The sequence below is a fragment of the Couchioplanes caeruleus genome (assembly GCF_003751945.1).
Taxonomy (GTDB): Bacteria; Actinomycetota; Actinomycetes; order Mycobacteriales; family Micromonosporaceae; genus Actinoplanes; species Actinoplanes caeruleus.
Map to the genome: position 1 here is coordinate 1,022,278 of NZ_RJKL01000001.1, position 25,185 is coordinate 1,047,462.

General features: G+C 69.8%; 23 protein-coding genes and 5 pseudogenes. 13 read left to right on the plus strand and 15 right to left on the minus strand.

What is annotated here, in order from left to right:
- Positions 1 to 58: 58 nt before the first annotated feature.
- Entirely contained in the window at positions 59 to 334 is a 276-nt protein-coding gene (locus EDD30_RS04845) for a hypothetical protein (RefSeq protein WP_123678763.1), read from the plus strand.
- A 140-nt stretch (positions 335 to 474) separates the two neighbouring features.
- On the opposite strand, the gene EDD30_RS04850 is transcribed toward EDD30_RS04845, so the two are convergent.
- The 6 genes and pseudogenes from EDD30_RS04850 to EDD30_RS40345 all read right to left on the minus strand — a co-directional run bounded on the left by EDD30_RS04850 (position 475) and on the right by EDD30_RS40345 (position 4,906).
- Positions 475 to 2,880 (minus strand): phosphoketolase family protein, encoded by a 2,406-nt coding sequence (locus EDD30_RS04850; protein WP_071807559.1) that lies wholly within the window; start codon positions 2,878 to 2,880, stop codon positions 475 to 477.
- 99 nt (positions 2,881 to 2,979) lie between these two features.
- A complete protein-coding gene (locus tag EDD30_RS04855; protein ID WP_342353757.1) occupies positions 2,980 to 3,279 on the minus strand; it encodes a BON domain-containing protein in 300 nt (99 codons plus the stop codon).
- Positions 3,265 to 3,384: pseudogene (locus EDD30_RS41745) on the minus strand (CBS domain-containing protein); the annotation flags it as partial. The pseudogene EDD30_RS41745 and the gene EDD30_RS04855, both read right to left, overlap by 15 nt.
- Positions 3,385 to 3,450: 66 nt before the next feature.
- A complete protein-coding gene (locus tag EDD30_RS04860; RefSeq protein WP_071807561.1) occupies positions 3,451 to 4,101 on the minus strand; it encodes a hypothetical protein in 651 nt (216 codons plus the stop codon).
- Complete coding sequence (locus EDD30_RS40340) at positions 4,098 to 4,490, minus strand: zinc-binding dehydrogenase (protein WP_244945119.1); 393 nt, start codon at positions 4,488 to 4,490, stop codon at positions 4,098 to 4,100. The genes EDD30_RS04860 and EDD30_RS40340 overlap by 4 nt, the downstream gene beginning before the upstream one ends.
- A 14-nt stretch (positions 4,491 to 4,504) precedes the next feature.
- Entirely contained in the window at positions 4,505 to 4,906 is a 402-nt protein-coding gene (locus EDD30_RS40345) for an alcohol dehydrogenase catalytic domain-containing protein (protein ID WP_244945120.1), read from the minus strand.
- A gap of 191 nt (positions 4,907 to 5,097) precedes the next feature.
- Here EDD30_RS40345 and EDD30_RS04870 point away from each other — a divergent pair, with 191 nt between their 5' ends.
- The 3 genes from EDD30_RS04870 to EDD30_RS04880 all read left to right on the plus strand — a co-directional run bounded on the left by EDD30_RS04870 (position 5,098) and on the right by EDD30_RS04880 (position 8,113).
- Positions 5,098 to 5,475, plus strand: a complete 378-nt coding sequence (locus EDD30_RS04870) for a hypothetical protein (RefSeq protein ID WP_071807562.1) — start codon at positions 5,098 to 5,100, stop codon at positions 5,473 to 5,475.
- 308 nt (positions 5,476 to 5,783) lie between these two features.
- Positions 5,784 to 6,875, plus strand: coding sequence for an IS630 family transposase (locus EDD30_RS04875; protein WP_123678074.1), 1,092 nt, complete (start codon positions 5,784 to 5,786; stop codon positions 6,873 to 6,875).
- Positions 6,876 to 6,994: 119 nt separating this feature from the next.
- The gene (locus EDD30_RS04880) at positions 6,995 to 8,113 is read left to right on the plus strand and encodes an IS630 family transposase (RefSeq protein ID WP_071809189.1); all 1,119 of its coding nucleotides are present in this window, start codon (positions 6,995 to 6,997) and stop codon (positions 8,111 to 8,113) included.
- A gap of 559 nt (positions 8,114 to 8,672) precedes the next feature.
- Here the strand turns inward: EDD30_RS04880 and EDD30_RS04890 are convergent.
- The 3 genes and pseudogenes from EDD30_RS04890 to EDD30_RS41945 form a co-directional block, all read right to left on the minus strand.
- Positions 8,673 to 11,684: a glycosyl hydrolase gene (locus EDD30_RS04890; protein WP_211277884.1), complete on the minus strand. Its 3,012-nt coding sequence runs from the start codon at positions 11,682 to 11,684 to the stop codon at positions 8,673 to 8,675.
- A gap of 913 nt (positions 11,685 to 12,597) precedes the next feature.
- Positions 12,598 to 12,720, minus strand: a complete 123-nt coding sequence (locus tag EDD30_RS41380; RefSeq protein WP_280526129.1) for a hypothetical protein — start codon at positions 12,718 to 12,720, stop codon at positions 12,598 to 12,600.
- An 89-nt stretch (positions 12,721 to 12,809) separates the two neighbouring features.
- Positions 12,810 to 12,962 (minus strand): annotated as a pseudogene (locus tag EDD30_RS41945) (response regulator); the annotation flags it as partial.
- Here EDD30_RS41945 and EDD30_RS38760 point away from each other — a divergent pair.
- Positions 12,918 to 13,088: a hypothetical protein gene (locus EDD30_RS38760; protein WP_170047458.1), complete on the plus strand. Its 171-nt coding sequence runs from the start codon at positions 12,918 to 12,920 to the stop codon at positions 13,086 to 13,088. The pseudogene EDD30_RS41945 and the gene EDD30_RS38760 overlap by 45 nt on opposite strands.
- Before the next feature lie 225 nt (positions 13,089 to 13,313).
- Here the strand turns inward: EDD30_RS38760 and EDD30_RS04900 are convergent, their stop codons facing one another.
- The 3 genes and pseudogenes from EDD30_RS04900 to EDD30_RS04910 all read right to left on the minus strand — a co-directional run bounded on the left by EDD30_RS04900 (position 13,314) and on the right by EDD30_RS04910 (position 14,428).
- The gene (locus EDD30_RS04900; protein ID WP_071807338.1) at positions 13,314 to 13,955 is read right to left on the minus strand and encodes a response regulator; all 642 of its coding nucleotides are present in this window, start codon (positions 13,953 to 13,955) and stop codon (positions 13,314 to 13,316) included.
- A pseudogene (locus EDD30_RS04905) lies at positions 13,924 to 14,142 on the minus strand (CBS domain-containing protein); the annotation flags it as partial. The gene EDD30_RS04900 and the pseudogene EDD30_RS04905, both read right to left, overlap by 32 nt.
- A gap of 115 nt (positions 14,143 to 14,257) precedes the next feature.
- Complete coding sequence (locus tag EDD30_RS04910; RefSeq protein WP_084556686.1) at positions 14,258 to 14,428, minus strand: CBS domain-containing protein; 171 nt, start codon at positions 14,426 to 14,428, stop codon at positions 14,258 to 14,260.
- 139 nt (positions 14,429 to 14,567) lie between these two features.
- On the opposite strand from EDD30_RS04910, the gene EDD30_RS04915 reads away from it, so the two are divergent.
- The 5 genes and pseudogenes from EDD30_RS04915 (at position 14,568) to EDD30_RS40350 (ending at position 20,518) form a co-directional block, all read left to right on the plus strand.
- Positions 14,568 to 16,292 carry a GAF domain-containing sensor histidine kinase gene (locus EDD30_RS04915; protein WP_071807340.1) on the plus strand — a complete coding sequence of 575 codons (1,725 nt, stop codon included), beginning with the start codon at positions 14,568 to 14,570 and terminating at the stop codon, positions 16,290 to 16,292.
- A gap of 205 nt (positions 16,293 to 16,497) precedes the next feature.
- On the plus strand, positions 16,498 to 17,361 hold the full coding sequence (locus EDD30_RS04920; RefSeq protein WP_143162827.1) for a universal stress protein: 864 nt from the start codon (positions 16,498 to 16,500) through the stop codon (positions 17,359 to 17,361).
- A gap of 120 nt (positions 17,362 to 17,481) precedes the next feature.
- Positions 17,482 to 19,983, plus strand: coding sequence for a cation-translocating P-type ATPase (locus EDD30_RS04925; RefSeq protein WP_123678076.1), 2,502 nt, complete (start codon positions 17,482 to 17,484; stop codon positions 19,981 to 19,983).
- Between the two features lie 105 nt (positions 19,984 to 20,088).
- Positions 20,089 to 20,253 (plus strand): annotated as a pseudogene (locus tag EDD30_RS41750) (universal stress protein); the annotation flags it as partial.
- Between the two features lie 130 nt (positions 20,254 to 20,383).
- Positions 20,384 to 20,518, plus strand: a complete 135-nt coding sequence (locus EDD30_RS40350) for a universal stress protein (protein ID WP_244945561.1) — start codon at positions 20,384 to 20,386, stop codon at positions 20,516 to 20,518.
- Positions 20,519 to 20,616: 98 nt separating this feature from the next.
- Here the strand turns inward: EDD30_RS40350 and EDD30_RS40355 are convergent.
- Together EDD30_RS40355 and EDD30_RS04945 are read right to left on the minus strand one after the other, a co-directional pair.
- Positions 20,617 to 20,868: pseudogene (locus EDD30_RS40355) on the minus strand (P-type ATPase actuator domain-containing protein); the annotation flags it as partial.
- Positions 20,869 to 21,102: 234 nt separating this feature from the next.
- The gene (locus EDD30_RS04945; RefSeq protein ID WP_071803897.1) at positions 21,103 to 21,969 is read right to left on the minus strand and encodes a universal stress protein; all 867 of its coding nucleotides are present in this window, start codon (positions 21,967 to 21,969) and stop codon (positions 21,103 to 21,105) included.
- A gap of 185 nt (positions 21,970 to 22,154) precedes the next feature.
- On the opposite strand from EDD30_RS04945, the gene EDD30_RS04950 reads away from it, so the two are divergent.
- From EDD30_RS04950 to EDD30_RS04960, 3 genes are all read left to right on the plus strand, one after another.
- Positions 22,155 to 22,739, plus strand: coding sequence for a DoxX family membrane protein (locus EDD30_RS04950; protein WP_071803896.1), 585 nt, complete (start codon positions 22,155 to 22,157; stop codon positions 22,737 to 22,739).
- Positions 22,740 to 22,956: 217 nt separating this feature from the next.
- A complete protein-coding gene (locus tag EDD30_RS04955; RefSeq protein ID WP_211277712.1) occupies positions 22,957 to 23,550 on the plus strand; it encodes a hypothetical protein in 594 nt (197 codons plus the stop codon).
- Between the two features lie 29 nt (positions 23,551 to 23,579).
- The gene (locus EDD30_RS04960; RefSeq protein ID WP_071803895.1) at positions 23,580 to 24,569 is read left to right on the plus strand and encodes an Acg family FMN-binding oxidoreductase; all 990 of its coding nucleotides are present in this window, start codon (positions 23,580 to 23,582) and stop codon (positions 24,567 to 24,569) included.
- Here the strand turns inward: EDD30_RS04960 and EDD30_RS04965 are convergent.
- The gene (locus tag EDD30_RS04965) at positions 24,552 to 25,169 is read right to left on the minus strand and encodes a chemotaxis protein CheB (RefSeq protein WP_071803894.1); all 618 of its coding nucleotides are present in this window, start codon (positions 25,167 to 25,169) and stop codon (positions 24,552 to 24,554) included. The two genes, EDD30_RS04960 and EDD30_RS04965, sit on opposite strands and share 18 nt — an antisense overlap.
- Positions 25,170 to 25,185: the final 16 nt, after the last annotated feature.

Below are 25,185 nucleotides of genomic sequence, written 5' to 3' on the forward strand. Positions count from 1 at the left end.
CGTGTTGGGTTCCCAGACAGTCGGACGGCGGGTGCTGCCCACCGCCTGGGAGGCGAGCATGACCGACGACGACGTGGTGAAGCTCCGGGCGCTGGCCGAGAGCGGCGACTCTGACGCTGTCGACCAGCTTGTCGAACTCGCGGGCGAGCGCGGTGACTTTGAGGAGCTCCGCCGCCTCGCCGCGGCGGGTAGCCGCGACGCGGCCGATGAGCTCGTCCAGCTCGCAAGCGAGCGAGGCGACATGGACGAGCTGCGCCGCCTCGCCGACGCGGGCAACCGCGACGCCGCTGAGGTCCTGACGGAACTCAACGATCAAGGACACTGCGGCGATTGACGTATGGCGCGTGTCGTACTGCCAAGGATGTGCTCGCGGACCGGACGCGATCACGTCAGCAAAGCGGATGGACGATTCCTGCGAGGGGCCGTCGGAGCCGGGCGAATGCGTCAAATTCTCCTGCCCTTGCTCCGGGCGGCTCAGCCTTGCTGTGCCCAGTCGCCAAGGGTCCAGTCGCGGACCTCCGGCATGTCTTCGAGGTGCTCCACCACGTACGCGTCGTGCCGTTCGAGCTGGCTCTCGCACCAGGCCTTGAGGTCGGCTGCCCCGCGGGGCAGTCGTTTGGCGTTGTTGATGGCGTCCATGACCAGGTGGTAACGCGAGGCCCGGTTGCGGACGGTCATGTCGAACGGGGTGGTCGTGGTGCCCTGCTCGATGAAGCCGCGGACACGGAACCGGTCGGCGTCCGGCCGGCCGTGTACCAGTTGATGGATGGCTCCGGGATAGCCGTGGAAGGAGAAGACCACGTCGACGGTGTCGGTGAACAGCTCGGTGAACAGCGTCTCGCTCATGCCGTGCGGGTGGTCCTTCGGCCGGATCAGGGTCATCAGATCGACCACGTTCACGACCCGGACCTTGAATCCTGGTAGTCGCTCGCGCAGGATCTGCGCGGCCGCGACGGTCTCCATGGTCACGACGTCGCCGGCGCAGGCGAGCACGATGTCGGGGTCGCTGGTGCCGTCGTCGGTGCCGGCCCAGTCCCAGATGCCGGCGCCACGGGTGCAGTGGTCGACGGCCTGATCCATCGTCAGATACTGCAGTTGTGGCTGTTTGTCGATGACGATCAGGTTGATGTACGACCGGGAGCGCAGGCAGTGGTCGGCGACCGAGAGCAGGCAGTTCGCGTCCGGCGGCAGGTAGACCCGGGAGACGTCGCCGCGCTGGGTCAACACGACCTGAATCAGGCCGGGGCCCTGGTGGGAGAAGCCGTTGTGGTCGTTGCGCCAGGCCGTCGAGGTGAGCAGCACGTTCAGGCTCGGCACCTTGGCCCGCCACGGCAGGTTCTTCGCCTCCTGCAGCCATTTGCCGTGCTGCACCGTCTGCGAGGCGCTGACCATGGCGAACGCCTCGTAGGTGGCGAACATGCCGTGCCGGCCGGTGAGGGTGTAGCCCTCGAGCCAGCCGTGGCAGTTGTGCTCGGACAGCACCTCCATGACCCGGCCGTCACGGCCGATCGCCACATCCTCCGGTGTCACGCGCTCAGCGAAGGCCCGGTCGGAGACCTCGAAGACGGCGCCGAGGCGGTTGCTGTTGGTCTCGTCGGGACAGAACAGCCGGAACCGATCGGGGTTGCGCCCATACACGTCGCGCATCAACTCACCCAGCTTGCGCGTCGACTCGGCGCGCCCCTCCCCAGGCCGCTTCACGGACACGGCGTAGCCACGGAAGTCCGGCAGGTCGAGATCCCTGGTGAGCAGCCCGCCGTTGGCCTGCGGCGTCGCGCTCATCCGCAGGTCGCCCTCCGGCGCCTGCTCACACACCAGGGCGGTGGGCGCGCCAGTCGCGTCGAACAGCTCTTCCGGACGGTACGACTTCAGCCAGGTTTCGAGCAGCGCGAGGTGTTCCGGGTTGTCGCGGACACCGGACAGCGGGACCTGGTGCGACCGCCAGGTGCCGGTGACCTGGATCCCGTCGACCTGCTGCGGTCCGGTCCAGCCCTTCGGCGAGCGCAGCACGATCACCGGCCAGACCGGACGGACGCCGTCCCACTCCCCCACCCGGGCCGCGGCCTGAATGTCGCGGATCCGGCCCCAGGCCCGGGAGAGCGCGGCCGCGAACCGGTAGTGCATGCCCGGTACGTCATCGCCCTCCACCTCGATCACCTCGTAGCCGTGCCCGCGCAACAGCGCGCGGACCTCGGCCGGGTCCTTGCGGGCCAGCACCGTCGGCCCGGAGATCTTGGCTCCGTTGAGGTGCAGGATCGGCAGCACCGCGCCGTCGTGGGCGGGATTGAGGAACGAGATGCCCTTCCACGAGCCCTCCAGCGGGCCGGTCTCCGCCTCGCCATCGCCGACCACCGCGATCGCCAGCAGGTCGGGGTTGTCCATCACCGCACCGAACGCGTGCACCAGCACATAGCCCAGCTCGCCGCCCTCGTGAATGGAACCGGGGGTGGTGACCGAAACGTGGCTGGGGATGCCGCCCGGGCTGGAGAACTGGCGGAACAGCCGCAGCATGCCGGCCTCGTCCTGCGACACCCCCGGATAGATCTCGCTGTAGGTGCCCTCGAGGTAGCCGGCCGCGACGAGAGCCGGGCCGCCGTGGCCGGGACCGGCGAGGTAGATCGCCTGCTGGCCGGTGTGCCGGATCAGCCGGGACACGTGCGCGTAGATCAACGACAGGCCGGGGCTCGTCCCCCAGTGTCCTAGCAGCCGCGGCTTGATGTGCCCGGCGGTCAGCGGCTCCCGCAACAGCGGATTGGCCCGCAGATAGATCTGCCCGATAGTGAGGTAGTTCGCGGCACGCCACCAGGCGTCCAGCCGGGCGAGGTCGGCGTCGTCGGGCTCGGCGAGCGTACGCAGCAGATCTGGAGCGACCGTGGTCACGGCGGGTCCTTCCGCAGGTCTTGGTGTCGTCCCGACCCTAGGGCCGCCGCGAACAGCGGTCCCAGGGCCGGACGACGCGGTTCACGGGACGTTCGGCCCTCACGCCCCACCGTAGGCCAGGCCGGAAGTGAAGATGTCGCGGTCGTCGAAGCCGTAGGCCAGCTCGTCGACGACCTGGACGACCCCGACGACCTGGACGACCCCGGGGACCTGACGGGTGAGCCGTCCGGTCAGATCCGCGGTCGACCAGCGCTCGACCCGCCCCGCCAGCGTCACCACGCCGATGCTCACCTGCACCCGCACGGATGGTGTCTCCCCCGACTGGATGCAGGAGATGACGTCCGCGCGAATCTCGTCGTCAGGCCGTAGGTGCACCTTCAACAGATCACCGCGCGTCACGATGCCGGCGAGCCGGCCCCGATCGTCCACCACAGGAAGCCGCTTCACCCCTTGGGCGTGCATGATGCGGGCCGCGGCGGCGATCGGCGTCGCGGTGGGCACTGCGGTAGGAGGTGGTCCGCCCTACGGACACGACTCGCTTGGTCATCACGTCGTCCACGGTCCAGGTCTTCATCCCCGCCTCCCGACAGTCACCGGTTCTGCGGAGCGGCCCAGCCCCTCTGCACGCTGCTTGATACCCAGCAGCATCCGGCGTTCCATGACGAGGCTGCCGGGCGACATCACCACCTCGTAGAGGAACCGGCGGGCACGACCCGCACCGGGCGACGTGATCCGGTTACGGCTGATCAGCCGCGTCCCTCGCCGATCGGCACGGAGGGCGAATATCCACACCCAGGCGCTATCGGTGGAGCGGAAGACCAGCGTCCGCTCAGGATCACAGACTTCCACCCGCATGTGCGGTCCGTTCGGGCCCAGCGGCAGGACATCGCCGACGGCCAGATGCTGGAACTGCGGCAGGATCTCGTCGGCGCTGTGCATGTCGAGCCCGAACAGGTTCTCGATCCAGTCGTACGTGTACGCGCCGCCGCGGCCGCTGCCCATCTGGACCAGCCACGGCCAGACCGCGCCCGGCTCGGCATCGACCGTGACCGCCCGGGTGGAGATCAGCGTGGCGCCGGGCAGCAGGTCGTCTCCGGGCAGTGGCCCGGCCGCCTCCTCGGGCGTGGCTCCCCAGGTGAGGTAACGGCGCCGGGCCGGAGCCGACAGCGCCACGGCCGCCGCCAGCACACCGGCGGCGGCCATCAACATGCGAGGCTTCATCGCGACAACACCACCTTGAGCGCGCCGGAGTGCACCGGATCGGCGAAGACGTTGTAGGCATGCTCGAACTCGTCGAGGCGGAACCGGTGGGTGACCATGTGGCCGAGGTCGAGTCGGCCGGCGACGATCATGTCCAGCAGTTTCGGCGTCGAGAAGGTGTCAACCAGGCCGGTGGTGATGGTGATGTTGCGGATCCACAGGTCTTCCAGGTGCAGCGTGGCCGGCTTGCCGTGGACCCCGATGTTGGCGACCCGGCCACCGGGCCGCACCAGCGACGCGCAGAGCTCGAAGGTGTGCGGTGTGCCGACCGCTTCCATCGCCACGTCGGCGCCGAGCCCGCCGGTCAGGGCACGCACGATGTTGGCAGGGACCTCCGGCCCGGCCAGCACCGTGGTGTCCGCACCTACGTGGACAGGTCCGCGAACGGGATCCGGGCGTACTCGGACTGCACGCCGTCGATGGTGTGGCCGAGAATCCAGCCACCGCCGCCCCGGCACTGCCCGTACGCGCCCTCCCGGCAGTAGCGGCAGATCCCGCACGCGGAGATGCAGGAGGCGAGCACTCGATCACCCGCCCGCAGGCCGGCCACCGCACCGCCGGTCTCGACGACCGTGCCGACGGCCTCGTGCCCGAGCACCCGCCCGGCCTCGACCTCGGGCACGTCCCCGCCGAGGATGTGCAGGTCGGTGCCGCAGATGGTGACGGCGTCCACCCGGATGATCGCGTCCCGCGGATCCTGGATCCGCGCGTCGGCAACGTCCGCCCACGAGCGGATACCCGACCCGCCGTACACGAGCCCCTTCATGACCGGCTCCCTTCCTTCGACGTCCTCGCCCTCACACTCGTCGCGCTGCGCCCCGACGAATAGGGACGTCCGGCCCTACAGGCCGGGACGTTGGCCGGGCTACCAACGAGAAGGGAGCGCGGCCCCCTGCAGGTCAGATTCATCGGAGGGAACCGCGTCTCCGTAACCCGCACAGCCGCGAGGAGGCTGTCATGATCACTGCAATCGACCAGCGGAGCCAGACCTTGCCAGGGACCGACGTCATCCCGGTTCGCCACGGTGACCGCGAGATCGGCGCCTACGTCACCGACGCGCGCGGAACGAGATTCGTGCCCGCAGTGGACGCCACCGCCGTCGCGATGGCCGCCCTGATCACCGCCGCCACCGCCACCGTCGGCGCGTCGATCGGCCTGGCGTTGCGGCGGCGCCCCGCGATCGGCACGGTCACCATGGGACCGGGCGGCTGGATCAGCCTGAAGCGCACCTCCCGTCCCCCGCTGCGTGCGGCCCCGGTAGTAGATCGGCCGTGGTGGGCAAGAATCCTGCGCGCACGCCGGCTCGTCGAAGAACACGGAAACCCACGCAGGTAGACCGCGCCAACTGCGGTGAGCCACGGTCCCGCTGCGAGGGAACTCGCAGTGGGACCGTGTTCAGCAACCCTTCGCGGAATGGGTCGCTCGACTTACTGTGCGCGGCCAGAGATTTGCGACGTCCGGGCACGCCGGCGGCTCAGGCCGAGCCGACGGGGTCGCTTGGCTTTCGGCCGTATCCACCTGCCGTGCCGAGGCTTACCGGTGCGAGCTTGGACCAGGGCGCGTGCCAGGAGCAACGCCGTGACGGCGACCATCTAGTGTGCTGCGCCGGAAATTCGCCTGATAAGTCGGTGTAGGGTGGGTTGATGGCACGTACCGGGCGCCCGACTGCACCGCTGGTGTTGACCGATGAGGAACGCGCGACGTTGACCCGGTGGTCGCGTCGGGCGAAGTCTTCGCAGGCCCTCGCTGTGCGATCGAGGATCATCCTGGCGTGCGCCGAAGGTGCCGCGAACACTGATGTAGCAACGGCTCTGGGCGTACACCTGTCCACTGCGGGTAAGTGGCGGCGGCGGTTCCTGGCCGAACGTCTCGACGGTTTGATCGATGAACAACGTCCGGGCCGGCCGCCGTCGATCGCCCTGGACAAGGTCGAAGAAGTCGTCGTCGCCACCCTGGAACAGACACCGCGTAACGCCACTCACTGGTCACGCGCGTCGATGGCGGAGAAGTCCGGGCTGTCGAAGTCGACGATCGGCCGGATCTGGCGCGACTTCGGCCTCAAGCCGCACCGGGCTGAGACGTTCAAACTGTCCACCGACCCGCAGTTCATCGAGAAAGTCGTCGACGTCGTCGGCCTCTACCATCATCCGCCCGAACGAGCCGTGGTGCTGTGCGTGGACGAGAAGTCCCAGATCCAGGCCCTCAACCGCTCCCAGCCGGTCCTGCCGATGATGCCCGGCATGCCCGAACGCCGCACCCACGACTACCACCGCAACGGCATCACCAGCCTGTTCGCCGCGTTCGACACCGCCGACGGCACCGTCATCAGCGAACTGCACCGCCAGCACCGCGCGACCGAGTTCAAACAGTTCCTGATCACCATCGACAAGACCGTCCCGGCCGACCTGGACGTGCACCTGATCTGCGACAACTACGGCACCCACAAAACCCCCGCCATCCGGGCCTGGCTGACGAAACATCCCCGCTTCCACATGCACTTCACCCCGACCGGCTCGTCCTGGATCAACCAGGTCGAACGCTGGTTCGGCTTCCTCGCCGACCAGAAGATCCGCCGCGGCACCCACAACAGCGTCCAGGCCCTGGAAGCCGACATCCGGTCCTGGATCGCCGACTGGAACAGCAATCCGCGACCGTTCATCTGGACCAAGACCGCCGAAGAGATCCTCGAATCACTCGCCCGATTTTGTAGGCGAATTTCCGGCGCAGCACACTAGTGCGCTGTCCATGAACGTTCACCGGGTTGGTGACACGCCGTGTGGCGTCCGGGCGGTATGGGGCTGGGGGGATCACTCTCGACGGCGGTGATGTTCGCCGTTGAGAGTGGGTGAGCGGGTTGGCCGAGCCGGTTCGGGCACGGCGGTTGACGCAGGATGAGGGCCGCAGACTGCAGCAACTGGTGCGGCGCGGTAAGCACGACTCGGTTCGGGTGCGACGGGCGCTGATCATCATGGCGTCGGCTTCGGGGACGCCGGTGGTGTCGATCGCTCGTCTCGTGGCGGCGCACGAGGACACCGTCCGCGACGTGATCCATCTGTTCAATGAGATGGGTCTTCGCGCGTTGGACCCTCAGTGGGCGGGAGGCCGTCCCCGCCGGATCAATGACGACGATGAGGCGTTCATCGTCGCGACGGCCACCACGCGCCCGAGCAAACTCGGACGCCCGTTCACCCGCTGGAGCCTGCGGAAACTCGCCGACTATCTTGCCCGAGACGCTGATCGGCGGGTGGTCTGCGGCCGGGAACGGCTGCGGCAGTTGCTGCGCGCCAACGACGTCAGCTGGCAGCGCACGAGGACGTGGAAGGAATCCACGGATCCGGACTTCGACACGAAACTCGATCGCATTGAGCGGGTCACCACACAGTTCCCGCAGCGGTGTTTCGCGTTCGACCAGTTCGGGCCGTTGTCGATCCGCCCGCACCATGGCACCACCTGGCAGAAGCGCAAGCGTCCGGACCGGCTACCGGCGACCTACACGCGCACGCACGGGATCCGCTACTTCCACGGCTGTTACAGCTTCGCTGACGATCAGCTCTGGGGTGTGGTTCGCCGCCGCAAGGGCGCAGACCACACCCTGTCCGCGCTCAAATCGATCCGGGCCGCGCGGCCGGACGGGGCACCGATCTACGTCATCATGGACAACTTGTCGGCGAACAAGACCCCGACCATCCGAGATTGGGCTGCCCGGAACAAGGTCGAGCTCTGCCTGACCCCCACCAGCACGTCCTGGGCGAACCCGATCGAGGCGCAGTTCGGGCCGCTCCGAACGTTCACGATGGCCGGTTCGAACCACCCGAACCACACCGTCCAGACCCGCGAGCTGCAGAGGTATCTGCGCTGGCGCAACGCCAACGCCCGCCACCCCGACGTCCTTGCCGCTCAACGCCGTGAACGAGCCCGCGTCCGCAGCGAACGCCAACAGCGTTGGGGCCGACCCCGCACCAAAGCCGCCTGACCGCTCAGACCCGGTGAACGTTCATGGACAGCGCACTAGCCGCCGAGAATGACCCGGTTGACGTCGATCGCGGGACGCCAGGCGACCTTCCCGCCGCGCAGCACGAACACACCCAAAGGCTTCGCTGACATGCCCACCGACCGGAGGACGGAATAGAACGCAGCCTGGCGGCGACACTACAAATATGAACACTGCTTCGGCGGGCGTGCGCACGCGCGTCACCGCACCGCGAACAGGGGTTCTGCACACTGCGGCGGCGGGTCCTACCGTCGCACCGTCGCGCATTTGATGGGCCGAAGGGCCCGGCGCATCGCCTTCTCGCGCCGTATTGTGCGGAGTCTCGCGGATTGTAAATGGCGGGGACGATCGACTCGAAGCTGCGGCACTTTCGGCACTGCTGTGCCTAGACATAGCCCTCGGCGCGATCCTGATTCGACGGCCTACAGCACGCCCGCGACACCCCCGCGGCAGCACGGCGCGGCGCGGCCCTCCGCAACGCGGCAGCGCCGCATGGCACGAGCCATGCGGCGCTGCTCGGTCGTCAGCGGTGCCGGTCAGCTCACCGGTATGGCAGGTGCACCGTGGACAGGCTGCCGAGCGAGACGGTGGACGGGCCGGAGCCGATGGGGCTCCAGATTTCCACCTGGACGGCGCCGTTCTCCAGGTCGCCCATGGTGCCGGCGGCCGCGGCCAGGCCGGCGGTTTCCCGGTAGCCTTCCCAGCCGGGGACCGCGTCGGTGGCGAAGTAGCGGTAGGTCTCGACCCGCTCGAAGCTGCCGTCACCGGTCAGGTCGTACGAGATCCGCACCTGGGCGGCGTTGCCGACCGTGGTGTCGGCGTCCACTGCCAGGTCGAAGGTGGTCGGCTCGTCGGCCTCGTGGGTGAGGTTGAGACCGGTGGCGGTGAAGATCACCGGGTCGTGCGGTTGGTTGTCCGGAACGTCTGTGGCCTTCGGTACGGTCAGCGTCCCGGCGGCCCCGGCCGCTGCGGCCAGGGCTCCGCCGGTTTGCAGGAAGCGGATCGCGCCGCCCGGGGTGGTCGGGGTCGGCGTCGGATCGGTGGTGACCGTCGGCGTGGGCGTCGGGTCCGTGGTGACCGTCGGTGTGGGCGTGGGACTGCTGGTCGGGTCGGTCGGCGTGGGGGTGGTGCCGGTCGGGGACGGGTCGGCGCCGCCGCCGGTGGCGTTGCCGCCGCTCCAGGTGAGCGCGCCGACGGTGGCGGTCTTGCCGGCCGCCGCGGTGAGGGTGCGGCCGTCGGAGAAGGTGACTGTCAGCGGCTTTGCGGTGATGTTGGACGCCACGTACGTCTTGACGCCGTTCTTGACGAACACCCGGGCCAGGGGGTGGTTCGCGGTGACCGAGGTGTCGGTGGTGCCGAGGGCGGCCAGGTTGCGGATCCAGTGGAAGGTGTGTGCCTTGCTCTCGCCCTCCTCCGGGGTGTAGCCGCTCTTCGCGCGGAACTTGGCCAGTGCCGCCTCGCCGTCGCCGAGGGCCAGGAACGACCAGAGGATGTCCTGCCAGACGGTCGGTTCGTGGCCGGCGTTGCGTACGACCTCGGCGTAGTTGGATCGCACATACGCGGGATCGTTGCCGAGGTAGAGATGTCCACCGGTGATCGGCAGCATGTTGATGCCCTGGATCATCTCGGGCGCTGCGGTGAACCAGGTGGTGTACGCCCCGCCGTCGCCCCACACCATGCCCACCGTGCCGTGGCCGAACGCCTCGGGGAAGTTCTCGTCATGGACGTCGAACCAGTACTCGTTGATCGCGGCGGATTGGGTGGTCCAGATGAAGATGCCGGCGTCGCGGACCGTGGTGTTGCCGGTCGCCTGCCCCCACTGGATCAGCGCGTTGGCGAAGTTCATGCCCTCGGACGAGGACTCCTGGTTGTTGCCGGCGAAGAAGGCGCCGTGCCCGGCCGCCCAATCGTGGCCGGCGTAGATGTCGAAGTCACGCAGATACGGGAACCGGTTGTCGGAGCGGTCGTAGTTGTTCGCGTCGCGGATCAGCAGATCGATCATGCCGCCGTAGCGGGCGTTCGACGCCCAGGCCGGGTCGAACTTGGCCAGTGTGGCCGCCGCGGCGATGAAGTATCCGTAGTGGAAGTGGTGATCGTTGAGTTCCTGGTCGGAGCCGTACGACGCGGGGTATCCGATCAGGGTGCCCCAGTTGCGGTCGTAGTAGAACACCCGCTGAGTCTTGCCCGGGGAGGCGGTGAACCAGTCGGTGAGCCGCTCGCGGATGGCGCCGAGCGCGGCGTCGCGCACCTCGGTGCGGCCGAGCTGGTCGGCGATTTCGGCGATCCGTGCGGCGCGGCCGAGGCCCTTGCCGGTCCAATAGGTGTCGTTGCCGCGCGCGTCCATCGGGTTGCCCTTGATCTCGTCCAGGTACCCGTTGAGCGTGAGGAGGTCGGCGCCGCTGCTGTCGGCCACCGCCGGGATCTCCGGCAGCACGCCCGAGAAGACCGCGGAGGTTGTGTACGAGGACCTACCGACCAGTGTTTTCATCGCCCCGCGGGCGCTCACGTAGGTCTGTGCGATCGGGGTGGCGCCGGTCAGTGCCCGCCACTGGTGGGGATACAGACCGATGACCGTGCCGGTGGCGCCGCTCTCACGTGCGGTGGTGTCGTACTTGTAGGTGGTCGACACCCGGCTGGCCGCCTGGTCGTACGAGTAGGACAGCTTGGTGCCGGTGACATGGTTGTGCGCGTACCGGCCGTAGGAGGTCGCCAGGCTGGCCTTCTCCGCGGTGGCGGTCTCGGGCGTGGTGGGCAGCGCGGCGACGGAGAAGTAACCCTTGCCCGCCAGGCTGGAGCTGATGACGTTGCCGCTGACCGACCAGGTGGCGCCGGTGGGGGCGTACGCCACGTAGTCGTTGCCCGCGACGGAATACCCGATGCTCGCGCCGCTGTGGGACCAGACGGTCGGGGTGCTCTTCGCGGTGATCTGAGCGTTGCCGCCGGTGATCTGGAAATAGGCGAAGGGCAGGCCGTGCCCGATGGTGGCCGTCATGGTGCGGGCGCCGTCGCTCCAGTACGGGGTGACCGTCCAGTCGCTCCAGTCGTCGACGAGCACCTTCGGCGCGTTCATGCCGGAGACGCCGGCGGTGAAGTCCTCGGCGTAGACGTAGTGGTATTCACCGACGCCGGTGGCCGATCCGCTGATCTGCGGCGTGGTGTTGTAGGAGAATCCCAGCCCGCCCGCGGTGGTGTCGTAGCTGATCGGGTGGGCGTGCAGGTTCTCGCTGTAGCTGCAGTCGAACTTCTTGAACACCAGCGACGACCACCAGTCGTTGGTCGGCACAGGGCCGGCCGGCGCGTCGGCGGTCACGAACTGCCGGGGGTTGGTGGACAGTGTGCCGCAGCCGGTGGGCAGCGCGGCGCCGGCGGGCAGGATCTCGGTGTGGCTGCCCGCGCCCACCGTGACCGCGTCGGCGGTGGTGGCGACGGCCACCGCCGCGAGCCCGGCTGCGACGGAGGCGACGACGGTCAGGACGAGTGCCCTGCCGGCAAAGCTGCGAGACGTCGGATGGCCGGGATCCCCGGCTTTCGCACGTCGGACGGATATCTGCATCACGCCTCCACTGTGGTCCGGTGCATCGGCCGTGAGAGCGCTCTCTCAGCAGGACGATAAGTCGCGTGATGCATGTCGTCAATGTTTCGGCTTATTTAACAGCGTGCTCTGAGATAAATCTGGACTGGCTTGCGGAAGCCTCGATCTTGCGCAGATGGCCACGCACGCGCGGTGACGGGTGACGACCGGTAGCCCGATCCCGCTGCCCGCCGCCACCGCACCAGCGTGAGGCACTTTCACCCCACAGCGGCGGCGTCGCGGATCACCCTTCCACCGCTCCGTCACACGTCACGGGATCCATGGCCCGCGTGGACTGCACGACCCATCCCAGCGAGCGGAACTCTGGAGCGCGAAGATCAGGGAACTTCCCAGCCGCTCGAGAGACAGAGGGCAAACGACGGCCGTACGGCTGCACGAAATAGCAGAACGCAACAAATGACTACTGACCGTGTCCATGAGCAGACAACCAGGCGCAGAGACTAATTTTGAACATACTTAAAGGCCGATCGCATCCGGTGTGACTACCGGCTCCGCGCCGTGCGCCCATTCACCTTGAATGGCGACAAAGTCGACTTCTGTACTGATCATGATGAATTGGCTAGCTCAATCTCACTCAATCGCGGCCTTGCAGCCGATTCGACTTTCACCGACTATAGGGTCTTTTCATCTCTCGATGCGTCTGATTCGTCCTCGTCATGAAATCAACGGACTTGACCTCCACAGAACCCGCCCGCCACCACCGAGCGCCAGTAGCTGATCGAGCGCCGCACCTACCCGTGCAACCTGGCCAACGACCGATGGGGGGCTGCCTGAGCCCCGACCGACAGCCTGGCGGTCAGGCTCGCCGGACGTCGCCGCGACGCAGCCGCGTTTGAGCACCGCGCCTTCGGGGGCGGCGCGGTACTGGTCCTAGTCAGACAGTGAAGTCTGGTTTGACGATGGCGGGCCGGGGTCGCCTGAGCAGGGCGTGGGTGTGGGCGAGCAGGTCGGCGCTGTGGAAGGGTTTGAGCAGGTAGTCGTCGGCGCCAGCGGCCATGCCGGGCTCGAAGCCGCCGGTAGTGCGCAGGCCGAGATCAGGATGACGGCCGTGGTGGCGGTGCCCGGATCACGGCGGAGCGCGCGGCACAGGCTGACGCCTTGCAGGCGAGGTGAGCACATGTCGAGGATGACCAGGTCGGGTGGTGAGCTGCGGGCGAGTTGCAGGGTGGTGGAGTGGTCGGCGGCGGTGACGATATGGTGGCCGGCGCCGGTGAGGACGCGGGACAGAGCCTGCCGCACCTCAGCTGCTTCGTCGGCGGGGCGGACGTCGCCGTCGTGCTCGCCGCCGATCCGGAGGTGCTGCCGAGGTGTTCCGGCTGCACACCGCTGGCCGGCGGTGCGTCCCGGCTCGTGCTCGTCCCCTGACCACACCCCTGGGGCCGACGAGAGATCGCGCCCGCACCTGGAGGTTCCGGACGGCTCCAACCGTCCGGACCTCCGGCCCTGCCCGGCCGCTCCCGGTCCCGGCGATCCGCACACCTACCGGCAGGTGACCCACACCGGACGGCTGGCGCCGACCGTCCGCTTCGCTGCAGCGGGGTACGTGGACAGTTCCGCGATCGCGGCTTCACCGTTTACTGAGTTCAGGTCTCAGTGTGGATGCTCGCCGAGCAGGCGGGTCGCGAGCACCGCCGCCTGCGTGCGCCGTTCCAGGCCGAGCTTGGCCAGCAGGCTGGAGACGTAGTTCTTCACCGTCTTCTCAGCGAGCAGCATCCGGCCGGCGATCTCGCGGTTGGTCAATCCCTCCGCGATGAATTCCAGGATCCGGCGCTCCTGCTCGGTCAACGACGCGAATTCCCGCGGCTGTTCCACGCCATGCCGGATGCGCTCCAGCACCCGCTGGGTGACCGCGGGGTCGAGCAGGGACTGGCCCGACGCGACCCGCCGCACGGCGTCCACGAGGTCGGTGCCGCGGATCTGCTTGAGCACATACCCGGATGCGCCTGCCATGATCGCAGCGAACAGGGCCTCGTCGTCCTCGTACGACGTGAGGATCAAACCCTTGATCGACGAGTCCACCGCACGCACGTCACGACACACGTCGATGCCGTTACCGTCGGGCAGGCGCGCGTCGAGGATCGCCACATCGGGACGCAGCGCGGGAATGCGCCGGATCGCCTCCTGGGCGAGGCCGGACTCACCGATCACCTCGATGTCACCGTCCACTTCCAGCAGATCGACCAGACCGCGACGGACCACTTCATGGTCGTCGAGCAGAAATACCCGAATCATCTCCCCTTCCTACCGTGTCCCACCGACGAGCCGTAGGGACCAAAAGGCCCATCCCGAGCGTCCGGCCGCCACGACCGGATGTCGAATGTGGTCCTGAGAGGTCACTGCGCGTGACGATGCCGACCAGCCGGCCGAGCTCGTCCTCCACCGGAAGCCGTCTGACACCGGCCGCCAGCATGCGCTGTGCCGCGGCTTCGAGACCGACAGCGACGGCAGGGCCAGCGCAGCCGGCACGGTCCTCAACTCCCGCGCGGTCGGGCCGGCTGCCTTGGCGCGCCGGCGGCGGCCACCGCGGGTGAGGCTCATCCGGTGGGGGCCTCCAGCCTCGGCAGCAGGTCCGCTTCGGACACGACTCCCCGCACGTGTCCGAACCGGTCGACCACCGGCAGCGCACTCACCCGGTGACCGGTCAACAACCGCACCACTTCGTCGTAGGTGCAGTCCTCCGCCACCGTCACGACATCACGCCTCATCTCGACACGCCGGAGTTTTCATCTCGCGCTTCCTGCTCTATCACTCACGGTAGATCGCCGATGCCCCGCCGCAGCAGGGCCGGAGGTCACCGGATATTGCCCGTTTCGCGAGAAACAATTGAGGGTTAGCCTGGCGAGCATGGCGGAACGAGCCCCGGGGGAAGATCGGATCAGCTCGCCGTCGCTGGGTCTCGGCCCGCTCTCGCGTGTCCGGCTCGACGAGCTCCTGCAGGAGATGCTCGACCGGGTCGGCGACGTGATGACCAGCCGGGAGAGACTGCGCTCTCTGCTCGATGCCGTGGTGGGGATCGGCACCGACCTGGACCTGCGCAGCACCCTGCAACGCATCGTCGAGGCCGCCTGCGCGCTGGCCGGCGCCCGGTACGGCGCCCTCGGCGTCATCGGCGCCGATCGCACCGACTTGATCGACTTCATCACCCACGGCATCGATGCCGAGACCCACGCGAAGATCGGAGATCTGCCACACGGTCGGGGTGTGCTGGGTCTGCTCATCACCGACCCGCGCCCGGTGCGCCTGCCGGACATCACCGAACACCCCGATTCCTATGGTTTTCCGCCGAACCATCCGCCGATGCACAGCTTCCTCGGTGTCCCCGTCCGCATCCGCGACCAGATCTTCGGCAACCTCTACCTGGCCGAGAAACAGGGCGCGGACCAGTTCAGCGAGGACGACGAGGAGATCGTGGTCGCCCTCGCCGCCGCGGCCGGCGTGGCCATCGACAATGCCCGGCTGTACGAGCTCGCACGGCGCCGGGAACGCTGGCTCGCCGCCACCGCGGAGATCACCGGCGTCCTGGTGGGCACGGTCCGGCGCACCGAGGCGCTGCGGTTGATCGCCCGCCGGGCTCGGGAGGTCTCCGGTGCCGAGCTGGTCATGGTGATGCTGTACGACGAGGAGAACGCCCGCTACACCATCGACGTCGCCGACGGCCCACACCCGGCGGTCGACGACCTCGTGGGCAAGCTCGTCCCCGTGAACCAGGCGGTGGCGGCGGAGTTCGGGCGGGACAAGCACCGCACCCTGCCGAATCTTCACGCTGCCGTCGACTGGCCCGGCCCCGTTCCCGAGTGCCCGGCGATGGCGGTGCCCCTCACGGCCGCCGACACCCTGCACGGCGTGCTCATCGTGACTCAACCCGCCGGGCAGCCGCCCAGCGACGAGGACGCTGTGCAACTGTCGACCTTCGCCGGCCAGGCCGCGCTGGCGCTCGAGCGCGCCCGGGCCCAGGAGGAACGCCAACAGCTCGCCGTCCTCGAGGACCGCGAACGCATCGCCCGAGACCTGCACGACGTGGTCATCCAACGGCTGTTCGCCACCGGCATGCAGTTGCAGGGGGCGGTACTCCAGACGGCGAAGCCGGAAGTCGCCAAGCGGGTCAACGCTGCCGTCGACGACCTCGACGCCACCATCCGCGACATCCGCCGCTCCATCTTCGAGCTGCGCGCTCCCATGGGCGCGTCCCTGCGCGCCGAGTTGCACGAGGCGGTGGAGGCCGCGTCCAAGGCACTGGGCTTCCGGCCCACGTTGGACACCTCCGGCCCGGTGGACAGTGCGATCCCCGACGAGATCCAGCCGCAATTGATGGCCGTTCTACGCGAGGCGTTGTCCAACCTCGCCCGGCACGCCCAAGCGTCCACCGCCCGGATCTCGCTGCGAGCCGCCGACGGCGAGGGCGTCCTGTGCGTCGAGGACGACGGCATCGGCTTCGACCCGGCCCTCGCCCGCGGGGGCCTCGTCAATCTCGGTGAACGAGCCCACGGTCTGGGCGGCACGTTCCACATCGCTCCGCGTCCGGACGGCACCGGAACCATGCTGACCTGGCGGGTGCCCATCGGCGGCTGAAGGGGGACCTTCGGCTCTGACCGGAGCGGCCGGGGCGCGGCACTGTGGTGAGGCACCATACGGAGGTTCCCACCATGACACCGCTCGTGCAGGCCGCCCACACCGAACCGTTCGACACCGCTTCCGTACCGATCGCGAGCCGATGTCCGCCGCGCCGTGCGGTGTCCCGCGCCGGATCATCATCTCAGCGGGGTAGGTGATCACGATGGGCCGTTCGATCGCAGTGGGTATCGGCGGCGCCTGCGGATGGCAGGCGCTGGCCTGGGCCACCGAGGAGGCCGAGCGAACCGGCGACAGGCTCGTGCTACTGCACGTCTGCGCGCCCGGCTCACCGCTGGACAAGGCAGCCGAGATCCCGACTCCGGCCGAGGTGGAGCTCTTCGATCCGCCTCTGGCCCGCGCCTACACGACGACGCAGACGCGCCTCGGCGGGCAGCGGGTCGCCCTGCGGATCCGCAGCGGTGAGCCGGCGGCCCGGCTGGTCGACGCGTCAACCGGCGTCCGCCTGCTCGTCATCGGCGCCGGAGTAGGCGGCAGGACGGTACGCCGGGTGCTGCGGCACGCACACTGCCCTGTCGTGGCCGTCCGTCCGGAGACTCGATCGCCTCACGGCTCACCGCTCACCGGTCATGTGGTGATCGGTGTGGACGGTACCGCCGCGGGCCGGACCGCCATGGAGTTCGCGTTCCATCATGCCGCCACCCACCGCCTGCCACTCGCCGCAGTCCGCGTGTCCGAGGCGAGCCGGGACGACTATTTCTCCGACGACGTCACCCTGTCCACCCACTTCGCCGTCGAACCGGCCGCTCTCGAGCTGCTGGCTGCCGAAACGGAGCCGTGGGCCCTCAAGTGCCCAACGGTGCCGGTCCGGCGCGCCGTGCTGCACGGTCGCGTGGTCGACTGCCTGGTCCGCGCCGGTCTCGGCGCGCGGCTGCTGGTGGTCGGCGACAAGCGCCGCGGCGCCGTCGGCCGGGCTCGCACCGGCGACGTTCCCCTGACCGTGGCGACCGAGGCGCCGTGCCCGGTCGCCGTCGTCCCGCTCGACCAGCGCGAAGCGGACCCGCTGTGAACGGTCCCCACGGCGCGCACCCGATGTCGTGACGATGCCTCGGCAAACCGGGCCCTTCGGCCCTGTCGGGCGGGCCCTTGCTGCCGCAGCGTGGAGGCGACTCCGACGGAAGGACCACCCGTGGAAACCACAGTCGTCCCGGCCACGGGCGGACTGACCACCGAGGAAGCGGCCGAACGCCTGGCGGCGAACGGCCCCAACACGGTGGCCGCGCCGGCGCCCCGCCGCATCCTCGGCCGGATCGGCAGGCAACTGGCCGACCCGCTGGTCGCACTCCTGCTGGCCGCCGCCGTCGTGACCACGGTCCTCGGCGACGTTCCGGACACGGTCGTCATCGTCCTGGTCGTCACCATCAACACTCTGATCGGTGTGGTCCAGGAGATCCGCGCCGATGCCGCGATCGCCGCACTCGACCAGCTCGCCGCCCCCACCGCCCGGGTCGTCCGCGACGGACACGACCGGATCATTCCGGCCGCGGAACTGGTCCGCGGAGACCTCGTCCGCCTGGAGGCCGGCGACGTCGTCCCGGCCGACCTGCGGCTCGCCGACGCCCAGCGGACGAGCTTCGACGAGTCGGCGCTGACCGGCGAGTCCGTGCCCGTGCACCGGCTCTCGGGCGAAGAGGCTGGTTCCGGGACGGTGCTGACCACCGGACGCGCGACCGGCCTGGTCACGCGCACCGGCGCGGACAGCTCACTCGGCCGGATCACCGCTCTGGTCGCCCGGACCAAGCCGGCGCCGACGCCCCTGCAGCGGCGCATCGCGAGTCCGGGCCGCGTCCTCGGCATCACGGCCGTCGCCGTGTCCGCCGTCGTCTTCTCCCTCGGCGTACTCGCCGGTCAACCCCTCACCCGCATGGCGATCACCGCGGTCAGCCTCGTCGTCGCCGCCGTACCGGAGAGCCTGCCGGCGGTGGTGACCCTCGCCCTCGCGCTGGGCGCCCGCCGCATGGCCCGCACCCGGGCGATCCCCCGCCGACTGCATGCCGTGGAGACCCTCGGCTCCGTCACCGTGCTCGCCTCCGACAAGACCGGCACCCTCACCCAGAACCGCATGTCGGTCCAGCAGGCCATCACCGCCGACGGCATGGACTACACGCTCACGGGATCCGGCTATGACCCCGCCGGAGAGGTCCGACATCAGGGACAGCAGGTGGAACCGCCCGAAGACCTGATTCTGCTGGCCCGGGCGGGGCTGCTGTGCAACGACGCCAGCCTTGTCCCGCCCAGCGGTCAGCGCACCGAGTGGCAGCCCGCGGGTGATCCGCTGGAGGTCGCCCTGGTGACCTTCGCGGCGCGCTGCGGGCTCGACCCGGCCACCGAGCGCGCCGCCGCGCCGCGCATCGCCGAACATCCCTTCGACCAGAGCACCCGGCGCATGACCACCGTTCACCAGCTCGGCGCCGGCGGCTTCCTCGCGGCGTGCAAAGGCGCGCCGGAGAGTGTCCTGGATCCGGACACCGACGCCGCACTCCTCGGCGCTGCCGCCGAACTGGCCGGCGAGGGCCTGCGCGTGCTGGCCGTCGCCGCCGCGGTCAGCGAGACGGAGCCGGACCCGACGGCACCGCCGGGGTTGCGCGTCGCCGGCCTGGTCGGTATCGGCGATCCGCTGCGCCCCGGCGCCCGCGACACGGCCGCGGCGTTCGACCGCTCGGGCGTACGGCTGCTCCTGATCACCGGAGATCACCCGGCCACCGCCGGCGCCATCGGCACCCAGCTGGGGATCCTGGGATCCGGCGACCGCGTCGCCGTCGGCGACGCGGGCCCGCTCAACACCGAGGACATCGCGCACACCCGGGTGTACGCCCGCACGCAACCCGACCAAAAGCTGGACATCATCGCCGGCCTCCAGCAGCGCGGTGAGGTGGTGGCGATGACCGGCGACGGCGTCAACGACGCACCCGCGCTGCGCCGCGCCGACATCGGCGTCGCCATGGGTGGCGGCACCGAGGTCGCCCGCCAGGCCGCCGACCTGGTCCTGGTCGACGACAACCTCGCCACCGTGGCCGACGCGATCGGCGAAGGACGCCGCATCTACGACAACATCCGCCGCTTCCTGCGGTACGCGCTCTCCGGCGGCATCGCCGAACTGCTGGTGATGCTGATCGGTCCGCTGCTCGGTATGCCGCTCGCTTTGCTGCCCGCTCAACTGCTCTGGATCAACCTGCTCACCCATGGCATCCCCGGAGTTGCCCTGGGCGCTGAGCCGGCGGAGGCCGACGTCCTACGCCGCAAGCCCCGCTCACCGCAGGAATCCGTGCTCGGCGACGGCCTGCTCGCCAGCATCGTGGCCGGGGGCCTCTGCCTCGCCGCCGTAGTGCTGGCCTCCGGCGTGATCGCCGACCACGCCGGGCGCCCCTGGCAGTCCGTCATGTTCGTCGTGCTCGGCCTGGCCCAGCTCGGCGTCGCCCTCGCCGTGCGTGCCAAGGCCGAAGCCGGCACCCCGCGCAACTGGTCGCTGCTCGGCGCGGTCGCAGTCTCCGCCCTGCTCCAGGTCGCCGGTGTCGTGCTGCCCCCGCTGCAGTCCTTGCTGGGCACCGAACCGCTCACCCTCCCGGAACTCGTCGCCTGCGCGGCGGTGGCCGTGATTCCCGGCGCGGCCCTGCGCCTCGCACGCCGTTGAGGACCGTCGGGCCGGCACCTCCGGCCCGCCGGAACAGGACCTGCCACCCGGCCGCCGGGCATCGACAGGTCTGAGGATGAGAGCAGGGACCAGAGAGGATCGGCCATGACGAACAGGGCCCTCGTCGTCGGTACCGACGGCACCGACTCGAGCGACGCCGCCGTCGACTGGGCTGCTCAGGAGTCCTGCCGACGTCGCCTGCCACTACGGATCATTCACGCCTTCGACTGGGACTGGCAGGAGGCGCGCTTCGACATCGGCAGCGAGTACGTCGACATCGCCCGCCGGCTCGCGGAAACGGTCGTGGCCGCCGCGGCGAACCGGGCCCGGCGGGCCGCGTCCCGATGTCTCGATCCAGACCGAGATCCTCATCCGAAACGCCGCACCGCGGCTGCTCGAGGTGTCCCGCGACGCAGACCTGCTGGTGGTCGGCAGCCGAGGCCGGGGCGGCTTCGCCGGCCTGCTGCTCGGCTCGGTCAGCCAGCAGGTCGCCACAGCCACTGCCGCGATGATCCAGGTCGCCCGACGGACCTGACGCTCCAAGGGGCTCGGCTCGGTGCGTCCCCGCTGCGACAGCACCGCGATCCGGCCGATCTCGGTGTGCATCCCGGTACGGGTCACCACGGCGTGCGCCTGCCCCGCGGTGCACGCGGTCCCGCTGAAGACCAGCTCTCGCGCCTCCAGCAGCGGGCCCGGTACCGCCTCGGCGTCAGCGGCTCGCATGGCCGGCACCGGTTCGCCGTTGAGCGCCGACATGTCCACCGTCAATTCGCCGTCGATCAGCCGGGCGTCGGCGGAGATCCGGTCGCCTTCGCCGACGATGACGACATCGCCGGGCACCAGTTCCCGGGCGGGCACGTCGGTGGGCACGCCGTCACGCAGCACCCCCGGCGGTCGCCGGCAGGTAGGCGGCGAGCGCCTCCACGGCCAGCTCCGCCTGCCTCTCCTGCGCGAAGGCGAAAGCGGCGTTCAGCAGGATCACCGCCACCACGGCCACGGCCAGCGACGGGGTCCCACCCAGCCCGACAGGTATCCACCGTTCACCATGACCGAAGCACCCGACTATCCGGCGCGGCTGTACGTCGACGGCGCCGCCGCCGTCCGGCGCTGCGTGGGCGGCTACGCCGGAGACCCTCCCGCGCGGTGCACGATCAGGACCGGCCGGTGGGCCTGGTGCAGGCTCGCCATGGCCACGGAGCCCAGCAGCATTTCCTCGACCGCGGAGCGGCCCCGCGAGCCGACGGCCAGGACCGCGGCATGCCGGGTACGGGCGTACGCGGTCAACGCGCCGGCGATCGCACGGCCGGATCGGCGCAGCATGCCGTCATGGTGCAGCACCGTCACCGTGTCGCCGGCGGTTTCGGGATGCGGCCCTCCGCGGTCTTCCACGGCGACTGGCTCGATCTCGCGATCACCGAACAGCGCACGGGCCGCGGTCAGGGCGGCTTCCGCGTCCGAGGAGCCGTCCCAGCCGGTCACGACTGGCCCGTCGGCGACGGCGGCGGACTCCGCGGTCAGCAGCGGGTGTGGCACCACGAGGACCGGCCGCTGGGCATAGTGCACCACCATGTCCGACACGCTGCCGAGCACGGCCCGGGTGCCGCCGAGCCCGCGGGAGGCGACCACGACCACGTCGGCGTCGAGCTTCTCGGCCAGCTGCGCGAACTGGACTCCGTCACCGCCGTAGCCGCGCTCCACCATCGCCTCGGCCCGCCAGCCGGCGGCCGCGGCCAGGGTGACCCCGACAGCGGCGACGCGCTCGGCCTCCCGAGCCCCCTCACGCTCGACCGCTTCGACGTACTCGTCGACGTTCGCCGTCCCGCTCCAGAGCCGCCGGCGCAGCGTCTCGCTGGCGAACGGAGGCTCCCACAGGTGAACGATCCATGCCTGCGCGCCAGGAAACAGTTTCGCCCCGACATCGATCGCGGCGCTCGCCGCGGGCGAGCCGTCGAAGCCGATGATCACTCGTGCAGCAGATCCAGTCATGGCCCCAGGCTCGATCACGCCGGCGCCGGGATGTAGGGCCGGTCGGCCGTGGCGGTACGGCCGGAGGTCCCGGTTCGGCCCATCGATCGGGACTTTCGTCCCGGTCCTGTCGGGCGTTCAGGCCCGGGTGTTCACCGCCGCGAGGGAGCAGAGTCGGCACGAAGACATCGACAGAGGAGTACATCATGACGACCATCAACCGCGGAGCGGCAGCCCACCTCGAGAACGCCGAAGCACCCGGCGTCATGCTCACCACGGCAGCGGCCCGAGCGTTGGCCGTGTTCCGCATCTCCCTGGGATTCGTGTTCCTCTGGGCGTTCCTCGACAAGACCTTCGGCTGGGGCTACGCAACCCCTGCTGAACGCGCCTGGATCAACGGCGGGTCCCCCACCAAGGGCTTCCTGTCCTCGGTCGACATCGGACCCTTCGAAGGCACGGCTCATGCCATCGCCGGCGACCCCTGGGCGAACTGGCTGTTCATGCTCGGACTGCTCGGCATCGGCCTCGCGCTGACCCTCGGCATCGGCATGCGCCTCGCCGCCGGGGCCGCGACGCTCATGATGGCGTTCATGTGGTTCGCCGAATATCCCCTGGCCCAGCACACCAGCAGCGGCAAACCCAGCGGCTCCACCAACCCCATCACCGACTACCACTACATGTACGCCATCAGCGCCATCGTCCTGACCCTCACCTACGCCGGCCATACCTGGGGACTGGGCCGCTGGTGGAGCAGCCTGCCGTTCGTACAGCACCACCGCTGGCTCATCTGACCTGCACCCCGGAGCCGCCACCGCGCCGGGTGATCCAGCGTTGCGGCCCCGCCGGGTTCACGGTCGATCAGCAGAGCGGATGTCGCGGCGCAGGACCTTCGGCCCTGACCAGGCAGGCGCGTGAACCGGCACCGTAGCCGCCGACCCGGACAGCGAGCGCATGGCCGCGGCGATCCCCCACCGGCGCACCGATCGCCGTTCCTTCGGGGAGCGGCCCGTGCCGGACGAGGTCATGACGCAGCTACGCCGAATCGTCGAGGCCGAAGGCGCGTACCTGCACGTCGTACGCCGCGACCAGATGCCGATGCTGGCGACCTCCACGAGCCGCGCCGCCGACGCCGAGACCGACGATCCGGCGTATCGGGAGGAGCTGTGGCGATGGACGCACCGCCCGGAGAGCACCGGCGACGGCGTACCCGCATCGACTGCCGTGCAGCGTTCTCCCCGGCGCGTCCCGATCCGCGACTACGCCCCGGACGGCACCGCAGGGCTGGCCGCCGGTGACGGTTTCGACCTGGGCGCCGCGTACACGGTGCTCTTCGGCACCAGCGACCGCCCGGAAGACCTGCTCCGTGGCGGTGAGGCGTTGTCAGCCCTGCTGCTGGCCGCCACCGCGGACGGCCTGGCCACCGCGCCGCTGAGCGACACCATCGAGGTCGAATGGCCCCGGCGGCTGCTCACCGATCTACTGGCCGACGTCGGCGAGCCCTACGTCGTGGTCCGGCTCGGCTACCGCGACACCACCGACGACGATCTGCCACCGGCCCCACGACGCCGGGCCGCCGATGTGATCGAGATCGACGACTTGTGACCCTCCGCGACCGGGGAAGGACTACTGCTGTGAGCACGTCATACGAAGCCACGGCTCTGCGTGTCGCCGCGGTCGCGGCCGTCCGCGCACCGTCCCTGCACAACAGCCAACCCTGGCGGTTCCGGCTCCACGACGGCGGCATCGAGATCCTCAGCGACCCCGCCAGGCAGCAGGCGATCGCCGACAGCACCGGCTGGGCGGTCCGGATCGCCTGCGGCGCCGCCACCTTCAACGCACGGATCGCCCTGGCCGTCGCCGGCACCCCGGCCGACGTGCGATGGCGGCCCTACCCCGCCGAACCGCAGGTCCTCGCCCGCCTCACACCCGCCAGGCCGCGCCCGGCCACCTACGCCGAGCAGGACCTCTACTCGGCGATCCCCCGCCGCCACAGCAACCGCCGGCCGTTTCGGCCCGAACCCGTTCCCTCCGACATTCGGCACGCGCTGATCGAGGCCGCCCGCACCGAGGGTGCATGGCTCGACCTGCTTGTCGGCATGACGGCCCTGAGCGGCTTCGCCGAGATCGCCCAGAGCGCCGACCGCGTCCTCCGGCGTAACCCGGAATACCAGGCGGAACTGGCAGGCTGGACGCATGCCGACGCGGCGGCGGACGGGGTGCCGGCGACAGCCGGAGCGCCGGTCGTCGAACCGCAGGACCTCCTACCCCAGCGCGCCTTCACGGACCGGCGCCGCGCCCCTGGCCGCGACTTCGAACCCGAACCGCTGGTGGCGGTCCTCGGCGTGGCGGGCGACGGACCCACCGACCATCTGATCGCCGGCCATGCCCTGCAACGGGTCCTGCTGACGGTCACCGATGCCGGCCTGGCCTGTTCCATGATCTCGCAGCCGATCGAGGTACCCGCTGCTCGCGAGCATCTGCGCATCTCCTTGCGCCGGTCCGGGACACCGCAGATGACGCTGCGCATCGGATACGGCGACCCCGGCCGTCCCACACCACGCCGCGACGTGGACGACGTCCTCGTACAGCCGGGACAACCGTCGCTACGCGGCGGTGGCTGACTCGACGTCGTCGGCGGCGACGATCGTCGTGAGCAGCGGGGCGATGTCGTCCACCGGCACTACATGATCGACGATCCCGCCCCGTTCGATGGTCGCGCAGGGCATCGCGAAGACGGTCGAGGTGGCCTTGTCACTGGCCACCACCATGCCTCCACAGCGGTGGACCGCCGTGGCCCCGGTCGCGCCGTCGTTGCCGTGACCCGACAGCACGACAGCGATCGACCGGCGGCCCGCGCTGAGAGCCATGCTGGTGAACAGCAGGTCCGCGGACGGCCGGTACGGCGGACGGTCACCGGAGACGATCAGAGCGATCCGCCCGTCCGGCGTGATCAGGGTGTGCCGGCCCGCCGGGGCCACGAAGACCCGGCCCGCAGAGATGCGCTCCCCGTCCCGGGCGGTGTCGACCTGGAGCGTCGTTCGGCCGCGCAGCAGCGGGGCCAGCAGACTACGGCCTCGCGGATCTTGATGGCGCAGCACGATCACGGCCGCCGGGAAGGTGCTCGGCAGTTTCGCCAGGATGCGGTAGAGCGCGTCCAGCCCACCGGCCGAGCAGACCAGTGCCACGACAGGGATGGGCCATTGCTCAGCAACGGCATTCATCAGTGCCACCCGTCCT

What these genes read in the sequence shown, in the direction of transcription:
- EDD30_RS04915 (WP_071807340.1), top strand. Translation starts at nt 14,568, where the DNA reads ATGGCGGAACGAGCCCCGGGGGAAGATCGGATCAGCTCGCCGTCGCTG.
- EDD30_RS38760 (WP_170047458.1), top strand. Translation starts at nt 12,918, where the DNA reads ATGGTGGCCGGCGCCGGTGAGGACGCGGGACAGAGCCTGCCGCACCTC.
- EDD30_RS40345 (WP_244945120.1), bottom strand. Translation starts at nt 4,906, where the DNA reads ATGAAGGGGCTCGTGTACGGCGGGTCGGGTATCCGCTCGTGGGCGGAC.
- EDD30_RS04860 (WP_071807561.1), bottom strand. Translation starts at nt 4,101, where the DNA reads ATGAAGCCTCGCATGTTGATGGCCGCCGCCGGTGTGCTGGCGGCGGCC.
- EDD30_RS04900 (WP_071807338.1), bottom strand. Translation starts at nt 13,955, where the DNA reads ATGATTCGGGTATTTCTGCTCGACGACCATGAAGTGGTCCGTCGCGGT.
- EDD30_RS04920 (WP_143162827.1), top strand. Translation starts at nt 16,498, where the DNA reads ATGGGCCGTTCGATCGCAGTGGGTATCGGCGGCGCCTGCGGATGGCAG.
- EDD30_RS04845 (WP_123678763.1), top strand. Translation starts at nt 59, where the DNA reads ATGACCGACGACGACGTGGTGAAGCTCCGGGCGCTGGCCGAGAGCGGC.
- EDD30_RS04875 (WP_123678074.1), top strand. Translation starts at nt 5,784, where the DNA reads ATGGCACGTACCGGGCGCCCGACTGCACCGCTGGTGTTGACCGATGAG.
- EDD30_RS04910 (WP_084556686.1), bottom strand. Translation starts at nt 14,428, where the DNA reads ATGAGGCGTGATGTCGTGACGGTGGCGGAGGACTGCACCTACGACGAA.
- EDD30_RS04945 (WP_071803897.1), bottom strand. Translation starts at nt 21,969, where the DNA reads ATGACTGGATCTGCTGCACGAGTGATCATCGGCTTCGACGGCTCGCCC.
- EDD30_RS04965 (WP_071803894.1), bottom strand. Translation starts at nt 25,169, where the DNA reads ATGAATGCCGTTGCTGAGCAATGGCCCATCCCTGTCGTGGCACTGGTC.
- EDD30_RS41380 (WP_280526129.1), bottom strand. Translation starts at nt 12,720, where the DNA reads ATGGCCGCTGGCGCCGACGACTACCTGCTCAAACCCTTCCACAGCGCC.
- EDD30_RS04870 (WP_071807562.1), top strand. Translation starts at nt 5,098, where the DNA reads ATGATCACTGCAATCGACCAGCGGAGCCAGACCTTGCCAGGGACCGAC.
- EDD30_RS04890 (WP_211277884.1), bottom strand. Translation starts at nt 11,684, where the DNA reads ATGCAGATATCCGTCCGACGTGCGAAAGCCGGGGATCCCGGCCATCCG.
- EDD30_RS04950 (WP_071803896.1), top strand. Translation starts at nt 22,155, where the DNA reads ATGACGACCATCAACCGCGGAGCGGCAGCCCACCTCGAGAACGCCGAA.